The sequence below is a fragment of the Pontibacter deserti genome, from assembly GCF_023630255.1.
GTDB classification, from domain to species: Bacteria; Bacteroidota; Bacteroidia; order Cytophagales; family Hymenobacteraceae; genus Pontibacter; species Pontibacter deserti.
The window spans coordinates 15,513-36,647 of record NZ_JALPRS010000002.1; the positions used below are offsets into that span (position 1 = coordinate 15,513).

The following is a 21,135-nucleotide window of genomic DNA, read 5'->3' on the forward strand; positions in this document are numbered from 1 at the left end:
ATAACAGCCAGTATCTCTTTATTTCGAAATACTAAAAAGAAACACGTCTTTGCTTACGCATACAGGAACCAGATAGATATAGAACACTTAAAGTATAGCTTAAAAAGGTTTGCCGTGTGTCTGGCGCATGAGCAATTGCACGGCTGCAGGCACCTGCTTCAGCGTTTTTACAGCTATCTCTGAAAGTACAGGGTGCCCGAATAAGTGTTGCACAGTTCTGCCCAGCTGTAGCCTGCTGGAAAACTGCTTTTTCCAGGCATGGTTATAGTTGCTTTCGAGGTGCTGGCGATTGCGTCCATTTTTAAAGTATAAAGCTACCTGTTCGGCTGCCAGCTTACCTGCATGTATGGCCATTGCCATGCCGTTGCCGCAAAGAGGAGTTATCATGCCGGCAGCGTCGCCGCACATCAGCATGTGGTTTTCTATACAGGTTTTTGTAGCAAACGAAATTTCATTGATCACTTCCGGATGTGCATATACAAACGCTGCTTCTTCAAATATCTGGCGCAGGTGCGGGTTGCGGTAAAGTATAGCTTGCTCCATGGCAGGTATGGTGCCGTGCTGTTTCAGGTTCTGGCGGGTGGTCAGGTAGCAGAAACAGTAAGTGTCGTTCTCCACAGCCGATATGCCGGCATAGCCATTTTTGAAGTTATGTAGTGCAATTACATTTTTTGCCTGATTATACTTTATGTGATATTTTACGCCGATATAAGGCGAGCGCTGCGCAAAGAAACGGCGGTTCAGCTGTCGGTCGAGGTTGGTGCGTTTGCCGTAAGCCCCCAATACAATTTCTGCCTGTAGTTTCTCGCCGTTGCCTGTCTGAAGTATAAAGCTGCCATTCTCAAAAGTAACATCCTGCACTGTTGTGTTAAGCTTAAAGGTAACTCCATTGGCTTGTGCTAGTTGGTACAGGTAGTTATCGAGGGTATACCTGCTAATGCCAAAGCCACCAAGATCTAGGTCTGCTTCTAAAGTTTGCCCCGACGGAGATGAAAGTATAAAACGATTAATGCGGGCTGGTTGCAGCTGGCTTATGTCGGTACCCAGGTGTTGCAGGTAAGGCAGCACTTCGTTCGAAACATATTCGCCGCACACCCTGTGAAAAGGATACGACTTCTTTTCTAGAAGCAAGACCTGTATGCCCTGTTGTGCCAGAGCAAGTGCGCTGGTAAGTCCGGCAAGTCCGCCGCCAATCACAATTACAGGCCAATCTGGGTTATTTATTTTATACAAATCGAGGATTGCTAAAATTTGGTGAACAGACCTGTTTTAGTGGGTATAATACAATAACTATTTAAAAGCTTGCTCGTTTTAATAAATGGAACGACTTTTGTAATTCCTTTACGTAAATACACTTGTTAAAGACTCTCTATGAAGCAAATTATACTTACTATTTTAGTGTCTATTTCTATGCTGGCAGCTCAGGCCCAGGAACAACAAACCGGACAGCAGGCAGAGAAAGAGAAGCCGCTTACAGTATCTCAGGACGATAAGGACTTTACTATATATCCGAACCCCAGCAATGGCGTGTTTACTGTTTCGCTTGCTAACATGACAGCTAAAAGAGCGGAGCTGCGCATTATGAATGTGATTGGCAACGAAATTTACCACGAAACGCTTACCCGCGACAACGCGCTACTTTCTACTACAGTAGACCTGAGCCGTTACTCAAAGGCAAAAGGACTGTACTATGTTAAACTGGAAACAGATAATTTTAGTGTGGTACGACGGGTAATTGTAAAGTAAAAATACCTGTAAAGTTGAAGCGGCAGCCTCCTTAAAGAGGCTGCCGCTTTTTTTATACCTGCTCCGGTAAAGTATAAATTATACAATTGCCTAATTTTACCCTTACATCTATTTTACGCACAAACGAATGCAACGCTTTAACTACCTGCTGCGCTTATTGCCAGCTTTATTTTTACTTGTCACTGCTTGTAAAGAGCCTTTAGTAGCCACCCGCGAAGCCCCCCTTAGCACCATTGCCTTTGGCTCCTGCAACCGCCAGGATCTGCCGCAGGTAATATGGCCTGCCATAATCCAGAACAACCCGGATGTATGGGTGTGGCTGGGCGATAACATTTATGGCGATTCTGAAGATATGGCTGTAATGAAGCAAAAGTATGATATGGTATTGCAGGAACCGGGCTACAAGCAACTGCAGGCAAATGCCAAGGTAATCGGTACCTGGGACGACCACGACTACGGTCTGAATGATGGAGGCAAAGAATTTAAGATGCGGGAGCAAAGCCAGCAACTGTTCTGGAATTTTATAGGTGAGCCAGCTAACAGTACGCGCCGGCAGCAGCAGGGTGTTTACAGTGCGCATACCTATGGCCCGGAAGGTAAGCAGGTGAAGGTTATATTACTGGACAGCCGTTATAACCGCGATTCGCTTGTGCGCATCAACAAAATATACCAGGTAAACCAGACCGGCGATATGCTGGGCGAAGAACAATGGAAGTGGCTGGAAAACGAGCTTCGCAACAGTAAAGCGCAGGTAAACATCATAGGTAATGGTATACAGGTATTGCCTGAAGAACAGATGTATGAGAAGTGGGCCAACTTTCCGGCATCCAGAAAAAGACTGTTAGATATGATTGTAGCTACCCAGGCACAAGGGGTTATACTTATAAGCGGCGACCGCCACATTGGCGAGATATCCAGAACAGAATTACCGGGTCTGAATTACCCGCTTTACGAAGTAACCAGCAGCGGCATGACGCATGTGTACAGCGGCAACAACGTAGAGCCTAACAAGTACCGCGTTGGCGGCCTGGTAAATAAACTTAACTTCGGGATGTTCCGGTTTAACTGGGGCAATAAAGTGCAGGTAGAGATGCTGGTAAAGGGCAAAGACAACGAAGTATACCTGCGCGAGAACGTAACTTATTAAACGCTTCTTGAATTTCATACTTGTAGGCGGCCGGCTTTAAAAAGTTGGCCGCCTTTTTGTTATGGCCTTGTCAGCATGTTAAACCTTATCACAAAACAGCTGTCAAATAATCAAACTTTAAAACGAAGACCCATGAAAACTAACATCCTTAAAAATCTTTTTGTACTGGGATTAGGCGTGTTTCTTTCTGTTGGAGCAGTAGCACAGGACCAGCCACAGCAGGGCAAACCTAAAAAAGAGCAGCTAACACCGGCGCAGCGCCAGGCTAAAATGCTGGAGAACTATAAAAAGAATCTGAACCTGTCTGATGCGCAAGGCCAAAAGCTAAAAGCCATACAAGACCGTAAGGTAAAGGACATGCAGGCCATCCGTAACGACCAGAACCTGACCCGCGACCAGAAGCGTGAGAAAATGAAAGCACTGCACACCGCGCACCAGCAGGAGATAACTGCTATACTGAATGCAGAGCAAAAGCAGAAGTTTGCAGAAATGCAGGCCAAGCAGGAAGCACGTAAGCAGCAGATGCGTGAAAAGCGTGGCGGCCATCAAAAAGGCGGCAGAATGCAGTATAAAATGCAGCGCAACAAATAATTTACCGTTGTGCAGTAACTTATAGATTACGTTTAAAATAAAAGCTCCCGGAGGTTAAGTCCGGGAGCTTTTATTTTTATGGTTGCTCAGGTAGTATGGCTTTGGAAATATATCCGGTAAACGTTTCTGAATTTTTATCCAGCCGCGCTTTCATAAAAAGTACATCTGTGGTATCCAGTAGTTGTATCTGCTGAGACGTATCAAAATGTGTAAGGGTAGGGCTGTCAAAATCTGCTTTAGAATAAAGCTCCCCGCCAATAAGTGGCTTTGTCACCAGCAGCACATCCGTCGGCAAAGCAACTGGTTTGCCGGTTTCACTGGCTATAGTTGCTTCTGAAGTGTCCGGATTATTTGGTTCAGAGTGGCAGGCAGTACAGGCTATGGTTGCAGCTATACTTACTATATAAATCATTCTCGGCATAGAGGGAGGTTGGCTAAAACGGAAACTATAAATTCCCTTATGGTCAGTTATGTAAGTTATAAGGTACGGTGCTGCTGTCATAAGGGTTAATGTTTTAACCTATCGTGCCTTTCTGTAACTCTGCCAGTATCTGGTAAGAGTGTAGCCTTGCAGCATGGTCATAAATATGTGACGTAACCATCAGTTCATCTACGCCTGTGCTATCCAGAAACTGCTGTAACTCCGACTTTACCGTGGCAGGGCTTCCGATAAAACTATACAACAGCATTTGCTGCACCGCATACATTTCCGACAGGTCCCATTTATCATCCATACTATCTACGGGTGGTTGCATTTGCCGTGCTGTGCCACGAATCACGTTCAGGAAAGACATGTAAAGAGAGGTAGCCAGGTGGCGGGCTTCTTCGTCAGTGTCGGCGGCTACGAGGTTTATACCTGCCATGGCATAAGGTTCTTTCAGTGTTTCTGATGGCTGAAAGCTGTCGCGGTATACTTTAAGAGCCGTGTGTAACAGAGTAGGTGCAAAGTGGCTGGCAAAGGCAAAAGGTAACCCCAAAATACCAGCCAGCTGTGCGCTAAAGGTGCTCGAGCCCAGTAACCAGATCGGAATGTTCAGTCCTTCGCCGGGTACTGCTCTTACGCGTTGGCCAGCAGATGCAGGTGCCAGGTAACTTCTCAGCTCTTCAACATTCGCCGGAAAGTCTTCTCCGGCACCCTGCAGGTCGCGGCGTAATGCCATAGCGGTAACATGGTCTGTTCCCGGAGCACGGCCCAGACCCAAGTCTATCCTGCCGGGGTATAAAGTTTCCAGAGTCCCGAATTGCTCAGCTACTACCAAAGGTGCATGGTTAGGCAGCATAATACCACCGGAGCCTACCCGTATAGTGGAGGTACCACCTGCAATATAACCTATAAGTATAGATGTGGCAGAGCTGGCAATGCCGGGCATGTTGTGGTGTTCGGCCATCCAGTAACGGGTATAGCCCCACTTTTCAGCGTGCTGTGCCAGGTCCAGGCTGTTTTTAAAAGAGTCGGCTGGTGTTTTGCCGGCAAGCACCGGCACCAGGTCAAGTATAGAAATAGCTGTATCAGAAAGCTGATGTTTTTTATCGCTCATGTGTAATGTTGCTATGGCTTAAAGTATAAGTTATACTTGCTGTTTAAGATATAGATGCAAGTATAGATGGGTTATAACAAGTAAGGCGCTGGAAGGTTTATTTAACTCTGGTAAATGTTTTAAGGTGGTTAACAAGCAGGGTGAAACTTTAGGATTTATGAATGGAGCTGAGAACAGCTTTATAAAAAAAGCTGCCTTCCATAGGGCAGCTTTTGCTCCTGCAGTAGAAGTATAATATTAATTACCACCACAGTCCCAGATGTTAGATTTAACTCCCTGACCCGGGTTTTTAGTAATAATGTGTCGGGCAATTACATGGCTGCCATCTTCTTGACTTACAAATACCAGCGTACCCCTATGTATAACAACATCACTTTCACCTAAAATGCTGCCACTCAGGTTTAGTGATCCATCCGCATTATAAACAGGGTTTTTTATACTAAACATTTCGGCACCTCCTACTACATCAAACTCAGTACCCGTCTCCAGTCCTACTGCAGTCATACCTTTTACTGTAAACTGGCGGATGTAATGTGTTTGACCGCTGGCGCTGTTTGTTTTCTTTACTTTATTCTCAATAATGCCTGTAAACCGGATATCTTCACCATAACATTCATTTATCAGGGCTGTGGCAGTAAATGTTATTTCAGTTACCGTAACCGCATTCTGGGCTATAGTTGCACTTGGTTGCACTTCTTCTGACTGATCTGAGCATGCAAAAAGTAAAAGGCTGAGCCCTACCAAAGATAAAAGTTTGCGGAAGTAAATCTTTGTGTTCATAGTCTTATAGTTTAAAGTTTAGTTCTAGCATTTTCATCTGCAGACAGGGCTTATTGCAGGTCTATGTGGTGTATGGAAATGTAATATATTAAGAGGGTCAGCAGGGCAGGCTGAGAGTGCTGTAGAAATAGGCTTTGTGTTCATAAGTATTAACATAAATTATACGTATAATGCATTGCATGATATATAGTTGCATACAAATTCAGGTATTTACTTGGCAGGCCATAGTTAAAGGTGGGTAAATGTATTCTAGTGTAGAGGAGAAATAAAGAGAAAAGCCGCTATACATGACGTGTAGCGGCTTATAGTGGCCCCGACAGGAATCGAACCTGTATCAAAAGTTTAGGAAACTTCTATTCTATCCATTGAACTACGAGGCCCGTAGTTATATCGGCAAATTTAAGTATTTATACCTATAAATCAACCCGCGCGGCAGCAGGCACTGCATCCGAGAAATAAGCTATTGAAATGGCAAAGGCCAGAACGGTAAGCACCAGCCCAACCATAAATATGGTGTAAGAAATGCGCAGGATATTGTATTTGCGTTTCAGAACTTCACCCAGGTAATAAATGTCGGTTATCATGTTGTTATACAGCGATTTTTTGTCGCGCATAATGTTGTGCATACCGTGCTGAAAATCCTCGAGAGGGATGTTAGTAAAGTTACCGAAGAAGAGCAGGTTTACTTTGCGGCTGTTGATCTTTTCTTTCTTGAAAGAGGTGATCTCGGGCTGCGCTGAAATTATAGCAAAAATTACAGAGCCAAGTGCCGTTAAAAGCAGTGTGCCTACAGGTATTAGCAACGACCGATGTTGCGCAAACTCAGCTCCGGTAACCGATGTTTTGGCACTGAGGTAAGTGATCACCACCGACAGGATAATAGCGTTAAGGCTGATCATCATGTTGGCTTTATTATCAGCAATTGCACTCAGGTTAAGGTGGGTGCGATAGGTGTTACGGAACATGGTCTCGATACCACGCTTGGGCTGGGCCAGTGTTTCGCGGTGCTTTTTTTCTTCCTTCTTTTTCTTCTTTACTTCTTTGCTCAGTCGGCTGCGCTGCTCCTGTATGTTCAGGCCAAGTTGCCCGGCATACTTTCGCTGTGCCTGGTACGTATGGAAAGTAGTAGACAGCAGAAAATCCATCTGGAACTGTGCCCACTCCCTATCTGAAAACGATTTGTCCCGGAAGATTTCCCATTCCACGCGCAGCAGCTCAGCCGTACTAAAAAATGTTTCTTTCCCGATGTTGGACATGTCGGCATCCACGAGCAGCTCCTCTAAAAGTGTAACAGGCTCTACATCGTGTTTGGTAGCATGTATGCAGGCGGCAATGCGCTCGATCCGTTCAGCAGGGTGCTGTTGTAGTTCCAGCCACTCACGTGCAAAGCGTACACTTTCTGCTTCATGGCCTTCGTAAGTGTTCACATATCCTGTGTCATGAAACCAGGCTGCCAGCAACAGATCCTGTAACTCGTCGTGTGGGAGGTTCTGCATTTCGCCCAGGTCGCGGGCTTCATTTACGGTTTCAAAGGTGTGTCTATAGTTGTGGTATACAAGCTTTTTAGAGAGTTCTCCCTTAAACAGCTTAAACACATATTCTCCGGCTTGTTTAACTAGTGTGTTGTTGTTATCCATAATACAGCTTTTCTGCAGGGGCCATGTGTATTGTGGCAGGCAGCAATAGGTATACAGGCAAACTTTTTGTCCTGCATTACCTGCGTTACGGCAATATCATGTTTTTGTTAACTGCAGGCATTGGAGCCACATTTACAAGTATAAAATTGGGCTATAACTAAAAAAACAATCTGCTCGTTAATTTCATCAGTTCTGAAGTATATAACTGTAAAGAAATATTTGGCCGGCTGTAAGTAAACCAGCCTGCTACTAACCATACATTGCCTTCGTGCTGCACCAGCACATCAGTATTGTTTACCATAACTATGAGAAAAAGATATACCCTTTGGCGCTCCACTTCATTAAAGGTTGGTGTGGTGTTGCTTATACTTATTCTTAGTGCCTGCGCCCGGCACGACGTATACTTTGGTCCGCAAACAGCTAACTGGGAAACAGCCAAGCCAGCTGACTCTAACAAACTGCTTTATACTGTTTTTCTGATAGGGGATGTGGGCGCCCCGGAACTGGAGCGCACCGAGCCATCTATGAAACTGATGCGCCAGCAAATGATGGAAGCCGGTGCTCAGAGTGCCACTATCTTTTTAGGGGATAATGTGTATCATAACGGTCTGCCGGAGCCCGGAGCCTACGACCGCGAAGTATCTGAAAAGCGCCTGAACGCCCAGCTTGATATCTTAAAAGGATACCCCGGCGAAAAGTATATGATACCGGGCAACCACGACTGGAACCACAGCGGCCGTGGTGGCTTGGAGGCAGTTACACGTGAGCAGCGTTATGTAAACGAATACCTTACGGATGAGAACATTGTAGTTGGCGGAGATTTTTATGTGCCTGGTAACGGCTGCCCGGGTCCTTATGAAGTAAAGATCAGCGATGACCTGGTACTGATCGCGCTTGACTCGGAATGGTGGCTGCACCCTTTCGATAGACCTTATGGAGAGAACAGCAATTGTGGCGCTGCTACCGAAGTAGACTTGCTCATACAACTAGAAGACATCATTGAGAAAAATGCAGGCAGCGATATCATGATCGTGGCGCACCACCCGCTCAAAAGCCGGGGTGTACATGGCGGTTTCTTTACCCTTAAAGATCATATCTTCCCGTTCACGCTCCTGCGCGAGTGGATATACCTGCCACTGCCTGTTATAGGTTCTATTTATCCTTTTGCCCGTAAGTATGGCGGTATTTTACAGGATATTCCGCACCCACGTTACCAGGCCTTCATCCAGGGGCTATACAACATCTTCGATAAGTATGATAATATTATTTATGCTGCTGGCCATGAGCATGCCCTGGAGTATTTTAAACATAATAATGCCGGGCTTATAGTTAGTGGCTCAGGCTGTAAGATACAGGATATAAGAGGGGGTGGCGATGCACATTATGCTGAAAAGGTAAAAGGCTTTGCCAAAGTAATGTACTATGAGAATGGTGAAGTATGGACGGAATTCTGGGCACCCGAAGGAGATGGCTCAACTGGCAAGCTCACCTTCAGGACGCCGGTTTATGCCAAAAAGCCGCGAAGAGAACGACCACTTGTGCAGGATGAAACCAATTATGCCGATAGTACCCTGGTGCTGGCTGCGAACACAACTTATAAGGAAGCCAGTAGTATGCGCCGTAAGCTTTTAGGCGACCATTACCGCGAAGAGTGGGCTACACCGGTTACGCTGCCTACACTGGATATGAAAAACGTGGAAGGCGGGCTGCGGCCATACCAGAAAGGGGGCGGAAGGCAAACCGTATCTCTTAAAGTACGCAACCCGGATGCACGCGAATTTACCCTGCGAAGCGTGAACAAAGACCCAACTATGGCCTTGCCGGAATACCTTCGCGAAACGGCAGCCCGCGACCTGCTGCAGGACCAGATCTCGGCGCAGCACCCGTATGGTGCCTTAGTAGTTCCAAAGCTGGCTGATGCTGCCGGTGTGTACCATACAAATCCGAAGCTGGTATACATTCCGCAAACGCCGTACCTGCGCCAGTACATGGAGGAGTTCAGTAACATGATGGCATTTCTGGAAGAGGATGCAGATGAGAACCACGAGGATGTCGCAAGCCTTGGTAATGCAGAAAACCTGGTAGGTACCGACAAAGTGCTGGAAGAACTACAACAGGATAACGACAATGAAGTAGACCAGCAGGAGTTTGCACGTGCCCGTTTGTTAGATATGCTTATCGGGGACTGGGACCGCCACGAAGGGCAGTGGCGATGGGCCGAGAAGAAAAAGCAGGGCGAAAGTGGCGACATTTATATACCAGTGCCTGAAGACCGTGATCAGGCTTTCTTTAAAGTAGATGGTGTGTTACCATGGCTGGCTACCCGCAAATGGAGCATCCGGAATGTGCAGAACTTCGATCATGATTATGGCGATATCATTGGCCTGAATCTGAGCGCCCAGACCGTAGACCGTACTTTCCTGTCCGGTGTTACGCGCCAGGATTGGATGAAAATTGCTGAGGATATCAAAAAGAGCATGACAGATGCTGTAATTGAAGAAGCAGTACGGGATTTGCCAGAGAGTATACAACCAATATCTGGCCCTGAGATAATTGCCAAGCTTAAATCCAGAAGGGATAAGCTCCCGCAGGCGGCCGAGGAGTACTATACTTTTCTGGCTAAACTGGTGGATGTGGCAGGCAGCGACAAGCACGAACGCTTTGTGGTAAACAGGATAAATGATGACGAAACCAGCCTTACAGTATACAAAATTACGAAAGAGGGAGAGTTGCGGGACACGTTGTATAAGCGTACTTTCTATACCAACGAAACAAAGGAGATCAGGCTGTATGGCTTAGGTGGCGAAGACGAATTTATAGTAAATGGTGATGTAAAAGAAGGTGTCGTAGTGCGTATTATCGGGGGAGATGAGGCTGATAAAATAACGGATAACTCGAACGTAAGCGGCTTTAAACACCATACAGTGGTTTACGATACCAAGGCAGGCAACGACTTTATTTTTGGGCCGGAAACCAGAGATGAGACAGCGCCTTATGCAGATGTAAATCTTTATGACCGGAATAACTATAAGCTGCCATACTTTGGTCCGCGCCTGTCTTTTGAGTATAACGTAGACGATGGTTTATTTATAGGAGCAGGTGTGCTGGCACGTACACATAAATTCCGGAAAACGCCTTATGCTTCTGAACACTTGCTGGAAGCTAATTATGCCTTTTTAACAAACTCTTACAACATACATTATACAGGCGATTTCAGGCAGGTTACGGGCAACTGGAACCTGCTGCTGGATGGGAAAATTGAGGGCCCGCAGTACCAGCGTAATTATTATGGCTTAGGTAACGAAACTGAAAAAGACCCTGGCGTGGATGAAGCTTTTTATCGTGTGCGGTATGAACGGCAGCGGGCTAGTGTAAGGCTTTATAAAGATGCTACCTCATTCTTTAAAATAGGTATCGGCCCCACTTACGAACGTTTTAAGGTAAATACCCCAACCCAGGAAAATTTTCTGGTAAACGAAGCTGTAGCTGGTAACCTGCAGCCCGGCACTTTCGACGAAGCAACCGGGACATTTAATGCGCAGGAATATGTAGGTATAGAAGCGTTTGCTAACATGAATGTGATAGGTGGTGGTACAGATCCTAATCCGCGTATAGGTCTGCGCTGGTACAACAACATCCACTATAATCATCAACTGGGTAAGTATAACCTTGATTTTACACGGCTCAGCTCAGAGTTCAGGTTTTATCTTACACCAAACTTCCCGTTTCAGCTTACCTGGGCAGGGCGTGTAGGTGCATCACATAACATTGGAGATTACAGGTTTTACCAAGCCAGCACGCTGGGTGGGACAGATAACCTGCGCGGCTACCGTCGTACGCGCTATGCAGGTCGCAGTGCCATCTATGCCAATGCCGAAGGCCGCATACAACTCATGAATTTTAACTTATACTTAGCGCCGGGCAGGCTTGGTGTATTGGGCCTTTATGATACAGGGCGTGTGTACCACGAAGACGACAGGCGCCAAAGCTTTATAAAAAGCCTGCACAACGGGTATGGAGTGGGCGTTTGGGCAGATTTCCTGAACCGTACGGTATTTACTTTAACCCACTCCTGGAGCAAGGAAGATACGCTATGGATGTTGAACTTTGGTTTCCAGTTTTAAAATCTATACTTAAATATAGTAATGCCGTATGTAGTACAACTTGCGGCAATTTCTGCTTCTAAAAGCCGCATTTGTACTATAAAACTATGAAACTTACTACGCTACTTTTAGGAGCGGCTGCTATACTTTGTACTATAGTTCAGGCACAGGCTCAGAGTCCCGAAACAGAAATAATGGAAGAGTATGCCAGCCCATCGGTAGTTGGCATGGGTAAAGGCAAAGGTATTGTTATCGGGTATGAGCGTTTACCAAGTTTTGATATAAAATCCGATTCTAAACACCCTCGCCTGGAAGATGGCCAAGGGCGTGTGCGCCGGCACAATAAATTTGACGTGAAGATTAACGCGCCGGTCTTAAACAGGCCTCAGACAAAAGTTATATTTGGCATAGACTACAAGTTTGAAGAATTTAATTTCGAGGATGTTACACCGGCAGCGTATGACCTCTATCAGTATCTGGAGGACAGGAACCTGCAAAGTGTGGGCGCACAGGCAGTATACCTGCATTCCATAGATAGCCGACGCTTTTACCTGGTCCGGTTAAGAGGGGAGCTGAACGGCGACTTTACAAAAGATGACATCAACTCTGACCTGATAGACTATTTTAAACCTACTATAGATTTAATGTATGGCTGGAAAAAATCACCGAATTATGTGATTGGTGTAGGCCTGCAACTTGGCTATACTTTCGGGCGAGAAAGTATATACCCGGCTATAATTTACAACCACACCTATAATAATAACTGGGGTGTAGAAGCTATTTTCCCTGCCAATGCCCGTTTGCGCTACAACGTAAATGAGAAAACGCTTCTTTTTGCCGGTTACCGCTTAGAGGGTGCCAGCTATAACCTTTATGTTGATGAAGGCTCGCTGTCGGAATTTGGAGAAATAGAACTCAGCCGTACAGATGTAAAAGGCCTTCTACGCCTGGAGCGCGAGATTTACGATTTCCTGTGGTTTGGAGTTGAAGGTGGTTTCAGGCAATATTACCGCAACCGTGTATTTGATGAAGCGGGCTCCCGTAACGAAATACTGGATAACGACCTGTTTGGAGCCGGCTTTGTGAAGGTTGAGCTGTTTGTTGTGCCGCCAAGAAGATTAATGGAGAAGAGTAAATAATATAGATTTGTTAGTGACATATGGCTTCAGACTATGTGTATCTGTTATTCCGGGCTTTAATCGAAGTGATCTTATTGGTTTTATAGTTGAGATCTTTACTTGCTTGTAACTGAGCTATACTTTCATATCCGGTTCTTATCCTGAGAGTTCTGTTTAACTATTATTTTATAGTTAGCCCCGAAACAAGTCCGGAATCTTCGGCTTTGGTACACACACGACCCAGAAGCCCGGTTTTCCTATTAAGTTCTCTTTAGCTTTTTTACTCCTTTGTTCTAAAGCCTTCGGCACCGGAACCCGCCAAGGCACTTCACTTACAACTGTTATACTTTTCATCGCAACACCTAATTGCCCGTTCCAACTTACACGGGCAGTCCGTATTAGAGAGACCTCCACTTTTACCAAGCCAATATCCTGAGTGGTACAGGCAACCGAAGACGATGAGCTGATGACACTGGGCTTTGGCTTCTTTTTATAAAAACCGTATAACCATACTAAGTATAGGAATAGAAAAAATCTGCTCCTATAGCTGTTTTTTTGATACCGTATACCCCTATAAGCTATGAAAAAAATATTTACCAGAACATTGCTGTTTTCTTTTCTCCTGATCGGGTGGCAGGCAGTTGCCCAGCGACCAGCATACCGTCAGGCTGACACAACAATATATGCCGGCCCAGGGGTGGAGGGCCAGGCCAGACCGCGCGGGGTAGTAATCAGGTATGAACGCCTCCCCAGTTTCGATATAGAATCTGAGTCTGATGACCCTAGGATAGGAAATGGAGAGGGACATGTCAGGCGCCACAACAAGTTCTCTGTTTCAGCAGCAGCCCCACTGATTAACAGGCCTCAGACAAAGCTTATTATTGGTTTCGGCTACGAATTAGAGGAATTTAATTTTGAAGACCTCGACGACAACTCCTATAGTTTGTACCGATACCTGGAAGATAAGAACATGAAAAGTATAAGCTTGCAGCTAGCCTACCAACACTCCCTGGATGAACGCAAGTTTTATATAATCCGTGTAAAAGGCGAACTCAACGGAGATTATACCCGGGACGACATTAACATTTCTGATTACCTGAAAACCACTGTAGATTTAGCTTATGGCTGGTCCTTATCTCCTTATTATTCTATTGGTATAGGCGTACAATATGGTTATATTTTTGGCAGGCAAAGGATTTATCCGGGCCTCCTGTATAACCGTACCTTCAACCCGAAATGGGGAATAGAGGCAATTGCTCCTGCTGCAGCCAGAGTGCGCTATAATGCTAACGATAAAACGCTTTTCTATGCGGGATATCGTTTAGAGGGTAGCAGCTATAACATCTACGCTGACGAAACAGACCTGCAACAGTTTGGTGATATAGAGCTGCGACGTACAGATATAAAAGGTCTGCTGCGCATGGAACGTGAGATCTATGACTTTCTGTGGTTTGCAGTGGAGGGTGGCTTCCGGCAGTACTACAACCACCGTGTTTTTGAAGATGTGGGTACTTCAGATGATGAATTGATTGAAAATGACCTCGCCGGCGCAGGCTTTGTAGAAGTTGAGCTATACCTGGTGGCACCACGCAAATGGTTAGAAAAAGGCCAGGTTAGAAAAGGACCAGGCAGATAACAGCACATGCATAAGATAGTATGAACGTAATCTGAGATCACAAATAGTATAAAGTATAAAAGGCCAGCAATAACAGCTGGCCTTTTATACTTTATTCCCGTTCCGGCTTCAAGCCTTTGGGCACCAGGCTGCGGAGGTAATCATAGGTAGCATACTGCGCCCGGATATGATCATCTGTAGATTGGGTTACATAGGTATTATCTACGGTACGGGACTTGGTGTCGTCGGAGCGTTGCAGGTCTACTATGGTACGAACCTGGTCTATCAAATCCTGTTGAAAAAGCGGGAAAGCTACTTCTACCCGACGGCTCAAGTTACGCGTCATCCAGTCGGCAGAGGCTATATAATACTTCTCTTCCCCATTGTTATGGAAAATGTAGACCCGGGCATGTTCCAGGTAACGATCTACTATACTTTGTACTGTAATATTTTCGCTTAAACCCTTTACACCAGGTTGCAGACAACAGATACCACGAATCAACAATTCTATCTTTACACCTGCCTGGCTTGCTTCATATAGTTTCCTGATCATGCGGTCGTCCTGCAGGGCATTCATCTTTAAGATCATGGAAGCCGGCAACGCTTTCCTGGCATTTTTTATTTCTTTATTCACCAGGTCGTTAAAGCGGTCTCGCATGTTAATAGGAGCAACCAGCAAATGCTTGAACTTCTTGTCAGGCTGACGGTCTATAAAGAAATTAAATACCTGCTCCACATCTTGAGTAAGGCGTTTGTCGCAGGTAAACAGGGCGTGGTCGCAGTAAATTTTGGAGGTGTCTTCGTTGTAGTTACCGGTGCTTAGGTAGGCATAGTTTACCAGTTTGCCATTCTCGTTTCTGGTTATTAAGCCAAGCTTAGAATGTACTTTCAGATCAGGTACGCCAAGTATAACATTGGCCCCGGCTTTCTGTAATTTACCCGCCCAAAAGATGTTTGATTCCTCGTCGAAACGTGCTTTGAGCTCTACAACCACTGTTACCAGTTTACCATTTTTAGCTGCCTTGGTGAGTGCTTTGGCAATGGCAGAGCCATCGGCTACACGGTATAAAGTAGCGCTGATGGCAGTAACGGCAGGGTCTATAGCAGCTTCATCAAACAGCTTTACCACATAGTCAAAAGACTGATAAGGGTAATGTACGATGTAATCCTGCTTCTGCATGGCCGCAATCATACTTGGCTCTTTCTCCAGTAGAGGGTGCACCAGTGTAGGCTGCGGCTTATACTTTAGCTCCGGCAGGTTAAAATCCGGGAATCCGAAAAAGTCTCTGAAGTTGTGATACTTGCTGCCTTCTACAAGCTCCTCGTCTGTTATACCGGTATGTGCCATAATGGCGTCCAGCAACGATTGTGTTGTTTCTGGGTCGTATAGCAAGCGGGCAGGAGTGCCTATCTCACGCTTCTTCAATCCTTTTTTGATCTTCGACATCAGGTTAGCCGACACATCTTCTTCAATATCCAGCTCCGCATCCCTGGATACTTTTACTGCATGTGCTTCAAACTGGCTATACTCCGGAAACAGTAACGGCAGGCACGCACGAATGGCATCATCAATAAACATAACATACCTGTTGTTTTTTTGAGTAGGCAGTTTAATAAAGCGGCCGCCATGTTTTTTAGTTGGTACTTCCAGCATGGCATACTGTTCTGGTAGGACAGCATCTTTTTTAGCGCTGCTCATCTGTACACCTAAATATACTGTCTGGTCTTTCAGGAAGAAGTGTGTTTCCGTGTCATCCATCACCATCGGTAGCAGCAGTGGCTGCAGGTTCTCTTTAAAGTAAGTGGTGATGAACTTTTTCTGAGTGGCTGTGAGGTCTTTTTCGGTGATCAGGTGGATGTTTTCCTTTTTAAGATCGGCTAAGATTCCATCGCGAAACACCTCGCCGAACTCCTGCTGCTGGCGCTTTACTTCCTGCATTACCAGGTTCAGTGTTTCAGCAGGATCTTCGTCCAGCTTTTCAATTGTTTTGCGTTTCAGCTTTATCAGACGCTTAAGAGTAGCCACACGCACTTTAAAATACTCATCCAGGTTAGATGAGAAGATGGCCATGAACTTAATGCGCTCCAGCAGGGGCACCTGTTTATCGTTGGCTTCCTGTAATACTCTATAGTTAAAAGCCAGCCAGCTTAATTCCCGGTTTATAAACTCAGGTTCTGCCTGTTGCTTCTTTTTTTTCTCTTTTTCCATCTTTGTGTAAGTTGTGCTGCATATTGTTGACAAGTAGTTTTACAATAAAACAGGTTGCAGCAATGGGTGAAGTATAAATCAGGCAGGCGCCCTACTCGTAGTTCTTTGGGAAATCGAAGAACAGGAATTCTGCATTGTCCCGGCTGATCTCGTACCAGCTCTCACAATCAAAATTAAGGGCAACTACACCCGCAGTAGGTATAATACCCACTACTTCCGACGACAGCATGTTGGCAAATTCAGTAAGAGCATCATTATGACCTATAATCATCATGCTTTCAGCCTCTACAGGTGTTTCCTGCACTACCTCCAGCAGTAAGTTCTTATCAGCACCGTAAATACGTTCATCTATCACAATATCATCCGGGTCGTAGCCTAGTTCTTTGCCTATAAGGGTAGCGGTGGAGATGGCACGTACAGCAGGGCTCGATACGATCAGGCTAGGCAATACGCCTCGCGAAGAAAGCTCCCGGCCCATTAGCGATGCATCATTGCGTCCTCGTTTGTTCAGGGGCCTGTCGTGGTCGCTTAGTTCTTCAAATTCCCAGCTCGACTTGGCGTGTCTCAGTATATATAATGTCTTCATGGGATCAATAATCAATCAGGACCAACAGCATATTTGGAAGTTGCTATGGTTCTGTGTCTTTACTGAAAGTGTCTGAAAATAGTTGTGGTAGGTTAAAGGATGTCTAGCTGCAGAAGACCTTGTAGCGTACGCAGCTCCTACGAGTGTATAAATTCTATAGTTAACTGTAACTGAAACAAGTTTCTTCTTCGATAGCTGCTCTTAATCCTTGGAGCTCTAGTTACCTACATTTTTATAGTTGGCTTTGGTGCGCTCACGGCCGCGGGGCCTCGTCTTCGGGCATCGCGCGGCTTTCGCTTCCTTTGCTCGTGCCTCACAATGCCTTTCGGTACCGGAACCTCTCGAGGCGCTCAACCCGAAGACTGATATCAATTCGATAGCTGTAGTTCTTGCTGCTTGAGAAGCTATAGTTGCATAGCTTCTCTCGTTGTAATTCCGTAGGGACAGGTCGCGACCTATCCAATTAGGGTTTGTAACTATAGAACAATAACCAAACTATAACAGTTACAGAAGTGTCCCCTCATGGGGTCTACAGAAACCATAGAACTATAAATTCAACTATAGCTATATCAGAAAAAAGCTCCCCGCCTTAGACAAGGAGGGGTTGGGGGTGGTTGGAAACAGAAACTATGGTAACACTTCCCTACCATCCTAAAGGTCGGAATTATTTTAAATAACAGAAGTTCCTTCCCCTGTTCTTAGGGGAAGGCTGGGAAGAGGTAAAAAGACGCTCGTAGGAGCTGCGCACGCTACGAGGTCTAAGAATCTTGCTCATCCATTCATCCTGAAAATCCTGATTCTGACAAAGCCGAAATAAACAAAAAGAGCTACCCGCGCAGGTAGCTCTTTTTTTAATTCAGTAAAGTATAAGCAACTAAACGTTATTCGGGTAGCGCTCAAAATGAAGCTCAGCTACACGACGCTGCATTTCATCACGCAGGTCTTCGATATTTAATTTATTGGTAGCAGATATGAAAAGTGCCGGAGCGTGTACTTTAGCCATATAAGTAGCCTTTAAGTCCTCGATAGAAGGACGTACCTCGTGGCCTTCTTCCTGCATTTCCTGTTCACGTTGCTGTAAGTATAAATCTACCTTGTTAAATACCAGCAGCACCGGTTTTTCAGCAGCGTTGATATCCTTTAATGTATCATTCACTACTTCAATATGCTCTTCAAAAGAAGGATGCGAAATATCTACTACGTGTACTAGTAAGTCTGCTTCACGAATTTCATCAAGCGTGGATTTAAACGATTCGATCAGTTTGGTAGGCAGCTTCCGGATGAACCCAACTGTATCAGAAAGCAGGAACGGGATATTGTCGAACACAACCTTGCGAACAGTGGCATCTACGGTAGCAAACAGTTTGTTCTCCGCAAACACATCCGATTTGGAAAGCAGGTTCATGATAGTTGATTTACCTACGTTGGTATAACCAACCAAGGCTACACGAACAATGCCTGCACGGGCTTTACGCTGCTCAAAGTTCTGTTTCTCAAATTTCTTAAGCCGCTCTCCCAACAAAGCAATTTTGTCGCGCACAATACGGCGGTCAGTTTCAATTTCCGTTTCACCGGGACCTTTCATACCGATACCACCTTTCTGTTTGGATAAGTGAGTCCAGAGATTGGTAAGGCGGGGGAGCAGGTACCTGTACTGGGCCATTTCTACCTGCGCGTGAGCCTGGGCAGTTTTAGCACGCAGCGCAAAAATATCAAGTATAAGCAAGCTGCGGTCAACAATCTTTATCTGTAGTTCGCGCTCAATGTTACGCACCTGCGAGGGGCTAAGGTCATCATCAAAGATCACCATATCCACGTTGTGTTCCAGCACGTAGGCTTTGATCTCGTCCAGTTTGCCACTGCCTACAAAAGTAGCCCGGTCTGGTTTTTCGAGCTTCTGAACAAAGCGTTTTATAGTTTTGGCTCCGGCCGTTTCCGTTAAAAAAGCAAGCTCATCGAGGTACTCGTTGGTCTGCTCATCCGTCTGGCGGTAGCCTGGTACGGCCACCAGCACTGCAGTTTCCTGGGGCTTGGCGGTTTCGTAATATTTCTGTTTACCCATTAATTATTTCTTAAGCGTCATGGTATAAGCTGCCAGTTCGTCAAGCTCCTGTTCGCTCAGTTGCTCTTTAAAACCTGGCATCAGGCCACGGCCTCCAGCAATTACCTCTTTACGGTCATGCAGGCTCAGCTGGCTCTCCGTAAGGTTGGCAGCACCGCTTACACCTTTAGCACCGTCTTCGCCGTGGCACGTAGCGCACTGTTGTACGAAAATTTTCTCGGCATTGGCTAACGCAGTTTCATTAAGTGAGGCCACAATATCTTCCTGGGCAGCTTCTGATTCGCTCAGTGTTGAATCACCAGTTTCAAAAGCATCAGTTTCAGGAGTTTCGATTATGGTTGTACTTTCAGCTGTCTCTTTTTTCATGGTCAGGCTGTCGGTTTCGGCAACGCCGTACACATACAAAAAGATCAGCAGGGCCAGTGTAGCCAGTACTTTGTTTTCGCGTTTTAAGCCAACTATACCAAGCGGAATAGCTATCAGTACCAATACTACCTTCGTGATCAGCCAACCTGGTATGCCGCTATAGTTAAACAACATCCACCCACCTGTTACCAGAATTAATGTGCCAAGGATCATTTCCACCACTTTGGTTTTGTTGCGCAGCGTTGTTAAGGCATCGCGTTTGTTCAGTAGCAGCAATACTGTTTTTGTGGTAAAAAGCAGCAAAAATAGAATTACAACCAGAACATGCGTGTGTAAGAAGGCTGTGATCGGCATGGTGTGTTAATTTTTAAAGGTAAAGGGTAAGGAAGAATGGATGCAATTTAGGTTAATTTTTTCAGATGATAGCGCTATTTTAGGTAACTTGGCATGTTAAAACAGTGCAAAAGGCTGTAACCTTCCCGGCTTTTTGGTTTCATAAAGCTTTTATGCGCATAGCTATTGTTATCAACACTTCCTGGAACATCTTCAACTTCAGAATGAGCCTGATAAAGGCACTGTTGGCAGAAGGCCATGAAGTAGTAGCCATAGCCCCGCATGATAGTTACTCTCAGCGCCTGATTGATGCCGGTTGCAGGTTTGTTCCGGTAACCATGGAAAAAGGTACAAATCCTTTTAAAGACATCTGGTTAACCTGGCGTTTGTACCGTGCATACTCCCGCGTAAAGCCTGACGTGGTGTTGCATTATACTATAAAACCGAATATTTACGGAGCCATTGCCGCGCACCTGGCGCATATTCCGTCCATCAATAATGTGTCGGGGTTGGGTACGATTTTTATCAAGAAAGATTACATCTCTAATATCGCGCTCAGGCTTTACAAGCAAGCTTTTCAGTACCCTTTTAAAGTATTTTTTCAGAACCAGGACGACCGTCGGCTTTTCCTGAAGCACAAATTGGTAAGAGCAGGTATAACCGAGGTTTTGCCGGGTTCAGGTATAGATCTTCAGGAATTTAAGCCAATGCCAAAACCTGACCCGGATGCGCCGTTTACTTTCCTGATGATTGCTCGGGTGCTATACGAGAAGGGGGTAGCCGAATATATGGAAGCCTGCCGTTTGCTGAAGGAAAAATACCCAGGTATAAAGTGCCAGTTGCTGGGTCAGGTAGATGAGCTTAGCCGTTTCGGGATAAAGCAAACCGTGCTTGATGAGTGGCTGGCTACCGGTGCTGTAGAGTATTTAGGTACCACCGACGATGTGGCAACTATAATTGCACAGGCGGATTGTGTGGTGCTGCCCTCTTACCGTGAAGGCACACCGCGTACCTTACTGGAAGCTGCCGCCATGGCCAAACCTTTAATTGCTACCAATGTACCGGGCTGCCGCGAAGTGGTGCAGCAAAGTATAAATGGCCTGCTTTGCCGCGTGCGTAATGCCTCCGACCTGGCAGATAAAATGGAACAGATGCTGCAAATGCCCCCGGAGCAGCTACAAAGAATGGGCGAGGCTAGCCGACAAATTGCCGAAACCAGATTTGACGTGAACTTTGTGATACAGCGCTACCTGCACGCTATTAATGAAGTTGCAAAGCATAAGAAAGTATAAACTATAGTTACA

Annotated in this window: 17 protein-coding genes and 1 tRNA gene; 7 read left to right on the plus strand and 11 right to left on the minus strand. The window is 45.7% G+C overall.

The annotated features are described in order from the left end of the window. Positions 1–99 precede the first annotated feature (99 nt). The gene (locus MJ612_RS11995; RefSeq protein ID WP_222619656.1) at positions 100–1,233 is read right to left on the minus strand and encodes an NAD(P)/FAD-dependent oxidoreductase; all 1,134 of its coding nucleotides are present in this window, start codon (positions 1,231–1,233) and stop codon (positions 100–102) included. A 138-nt stretch (positions 1,234–1,371) separates the two neighbouring features. Here MJ612_RS11995 and MJ612_RS12000 point away from each other — a divergent pair, with 138 nt between their 5' ends. From MJ612_RS12000 to MJ612_RS12010, 3 genes are all read left to right on the plus strand, one after another. Beyond that, complete coding sequence (locus MJ612_RS12000) at positions 1,372–1,746, plus strand: T9SS type A sorting domain-containing protein (RefSeq protein ID WP_187031882.1); 375 nt, start codon at positions 1,372–1,374, stop codon at positions 1,744–1,746. A gap of 127 nt (positions 1,747–1,873) precedes the next feature. Continuing rightward, a complete protein-coding gene (locus MJ612_RS12005; RefSeq protein ID WP_187031880.1) occupies positions 1,874–2,893 on the plus strand; it encodes an alkaline phosphatase D family protein in 1,020 nt (339 codons plus the stop codon). A 132-nt stretch (positions 2,894–3,025) separates the two neighbouring features. After that, a complete protein-coding gene (locus MJ612_RS12010; RefSeq protein WP_187031878.1) occupies positions 3,026–3,484 on the plus strand; it encodes a hypothetical protein in 459 nt (152 codons plus the stop codon). 76 nt (positions 3,485–3,560) lie between these two features. Here MJ612_RS12010 and MJ612_RS12015 read toward each other — a convergent pair whose 3' ends face one another. The 6 genes from MJ612_RS12015 to MJ612_RS12040 all read right to left on the minus strand — a co-directional run bounded on the left by MJ612_RS12015 (position 3,561) and on the right by MJ612_RS12040 (position 7,740). Further along, a complete protein-coding gene (locus tag MJ612_RS12015; protein WP_222619655.1) occupies positions 3,561–3,905 on the minus strand; it encodes a hypothetical protein in 345 nt (114 codons plus the stop codon). Between the two features lie 94 nt (positions 3,906–3,999). After that, positions 4,000–5,022 carry an LLM class flavin-dependent oxidoreductase gene (locus MJ612_RS12020; RefSeq protein WP_187031876.1) on the minus strand — a complete coding sequence of 341 codons (1,023 nt, stop codon included), beginning with the start codon at positions 5,020–5,022 and terminating at the stop codon, positions 4,000–4,002. Between the two features lie 237 nt (positions 5,023–5,259). Next, positions 5,260–5,802, minus strand: a complete 543-nt coding sequence (locus MJ612_RS12025; RefSeq protein ID WP_187031874.1) for a hypothetical protein — start codon at positions 5,800–5,802, stop codon at positions 5,260–5,262. Between the two features lie 308 nt (positions 5,803–6,110). Further along, positions 6,111–6,182, minus strand: a tRNA-Arg gene (locus tag MJ612_RS12030). A 33-nt stretch (positions 6,183–6,215) separates the two neighbouring features. Next, positions 6,216–7,439 (minus strand): Pycsar system effector family protein, encoded by a 1,224-nt coding sequence (locus tag MJ612_RS12035; RefSeq protein ID WP_187031872.1) that lies wholly within the window; start codon positions 7,437–7,439, stop codon positions 6,216–6,218. 157 nt (positions 7,440–7,596) lie between these two features. After that, a complete protein-coding gene (locus tag MJ612_RS12040; RefSeq protein ID WP_187031871.1) occupies positions 7,597–7,740 on the minus strand; it encodes a hypothetical protein in 144 nt (47 codons plus the stop codon). 4 nt (positions 7,741–7,744) lie between these two features. Here MJ612_RS12040 and MJ612_RS12045 point away from each other — a divergent pair, with 4 nt between their 5' ends. The 3 genes from MJ612_RS12045 to MJ612_RS12055 all read left to right on the plus strand — a co-directional run bounded on the left by MJ612_RS12045 (position 7,745) and on the right by MJ612_RS12055 (position 14,296). Then, positions 7,745–11,563: a metallophosphoesterase gene (locus tag MJ612_RS12045; protein ID WP_187031869.1), complete on the plus strand. Its 3,819-nt coding sequence runs from the start codon at positions 7,745–7,747 to the stop codon at positions 11,561–11,563. Between the two features lie 86 nt (positions 11,564–11,649). Next, positions 11,650–12,681: a DUF6268 family outer membrane beta-barrel protein gene (locus MJ612_RS12050; RefSeq protein WP_187031867.1), complete on the plus strand. Its 1,032-nt coding sequence runs from the start codon at positions 11,650–11,652 to the stop codon at positions 12,679–12,681. Between the two features lie 559 nt (positions 12,682–13,240). Further along, positions 13,241–14,296, plus strand: a complete 1,056-nt coding sequence (locus tag MJ612_RS12055; protein ID WP_187031865.1) for a DUF6268 family outer membrane beta-barrel protein — start codon at positions 13,241–13,243, stop codon at positions 14,294–14,296. Between the two features lie 91 nt (positions 14,297–14,387). Here the strand turns inward: MJ612_RS12055 and ppk1 are convergent, their stop codons facing one another. The 4 genes from ppk1 to MJ612_RS12075 all read right to left on the minus strand — a co-directional run bounded on the left by ppk1 (position 14,388) and on the right by MJ612_RS12075 (position 19,852). Further along, positions 14,388–16,484 carry a polyphosphate kinase 1 gene (gene ppk1, locus MJ612_RS12060; protein WP_187031863.1) on the minus strand — a complete coding sequence of 699 codons (2,097 nt, stop codon included), beginning with the start codon at positions 16,482–16,484 and terminating at the stop codon, positions 14,388–14,390. Positions 16,485–16,575: 91 nt separating this feature from the next. Beyond that, a complete protein-coding gene (locus tag MJ612_RS12065) occupies positions 16,576–17,070 on the minus strand; it encodes a SixA phosphatase family protein (protein WP_187031861.1) in 495 nt (164 codons plus the stop codon). 874 nt (positions 17,071–17,944) lie between these two features. Further along, a complete protein-coding gene (gene hflX / locus MJ612_RS12070) occupies positions 17,945–19,132 on the minus strand; it encodes a GTPase HflX (RefSeq protein ID WP_187031859.1) in 1,188 nt (395 codons plus the stop codon). A gap of 3 nt (positions 19,133–19,135) precedes the next feature. Then, on the minus strand, positions 19,136–19,852 hold the full coding sequence (locus MJ612_RS12075; protein WP_187031857.1) for a SirB2 family protein: 717 nt from the start codon (positions 19,850–19,852) through the stop codon (positions 19,136–19,138). Positions 19,853–20,004: 152 nt separating this feature from the next. Here MJ612_RS12075 and MJ612_RS12080 point away from each other — a divergent pair, with 152 nt between their 5' ends. Next, positions 20,005–21,123 (plus strand): glycosyltransferase family 4 protein, encoded by a 1,119-nt coding sequence (locus MJ612_RS12080; protein ID WP_187031855.1) that lies wholly within the window; start codon positions 20,005–20,007, stop codon positions 21,121–21,123. Positions 21,124–21,135: the final 12 nt, after the last annotated feature.

Bases quoted from the DNA above. Each gene is read 5' to 3' on its own strand.
- MJ612_RS12045 (WP_187031869.1), top strand. From the start codon at position 7,745: ATGAGAAAAAGATATACCCTTTGGCGCTCCACTTCATTAAAGGTTGGT.
- MJ612_RS12015 (WP_222619655.1), bottom strand. From the start codon at position 3,905: ATGCCGAGAATGATTTATATAGTAAGTATAGCTGCAACCATAGCCTGT.
- MJ612_RS12010 (WP_187031878.1), top strand. From the start codon at position 3,026: ATGAAAACTAACATCCTTAAAAATCTTTTTGTACTGGGATTAGGCGTG.
- MJ612_RS12050 (WP_187031867.1), top strand. From the start codon at position 11,650: ATGAAACTTACTACGCTACTTTTAGGAGCGGCTGCTATACTTTGTACT.
- MJ612_RS12075 (WP_187031857.1), bottom strand. From the start codon at position 19,852: ATGCCGATCACAGCCTTCTTACACACGCATGTTCTGGTTGTAATTCTA.
- hflX (WP_187031859.1), bottom strand. From the start codon at position 19,132: ATGGGTAAACAGAAATATTACGAAACCGCCAAGCCCCAGGAAACTGCA.
- MJ612_RS12035 (WP_187031872.1), bottom strand. From the start codon at position 7,439: ATGGATAACAACAACACACTAGTTAAACAAGCCGGAGAATATGTGTTT.
- ppk1 (WP_187031863.1), bottom strand. From the start codon at position 16,484: ATGGAAAAAGAGAAAAAAAAGAAGCAACAGGCAGAACCTGAGTTTATA.
- MJ612_RS12080 (WP_187031855.1), top strand. From the start codon at position 20,005: ATGCGCATAGCTATTGTTATCAACACTTCCTGGAACATCTTCAACTTC.
- MJ612_RS12055 (WP_187031865.1), top strand. From the start codon at position 13,241: ATGAAAAAAATATTTACCAGAACATTGCTGTTTTCTTTTCTCCTGATC.
- MJ612_RS12025 (WP_187031874.1), bottom strand. From the start codon at position 5,802: ATGAACACAAAGATTTACTTCCGCAAACTTTTATCTTTGGTAGGGCTC.
- MJ612_RS12020 (WP_187031876.1), bottom strand. From the start codon at position 5,022: ATGAGCGATAAAAAACATCAGCTTTCTGATACAGCTATTTCTATACTT.
- MJ612_RS12005 (WP_187031880.1), top strand. From the start codon at position 1,874: ATGCAACGCTTTAACTACCTGCTGCGCTTATTGCCAGCTTTATTTTTA.
- MJ612_RS12040 (WP_187031871.1), bottom strand. From the start codon at position 7,740: ATGGTAAACAATACTGATGTGCTGGTGCAGCACGAAGGCAATGTATGG.
- MJ612_RS12000 (WP_187031882.1), top strand. From the start codon at position 1,372: ATGAAGCAAATTATACTTACTATTTTAGTGTCTATTTCTATGCTGGCA.
- MJ612_RS12065 (WP_187031861.1), bottom strand. From the start codon at position 17,070: ATGAAGACATTATATATACTGAGACACGCCAAGTCGAGCTGGGAATTT.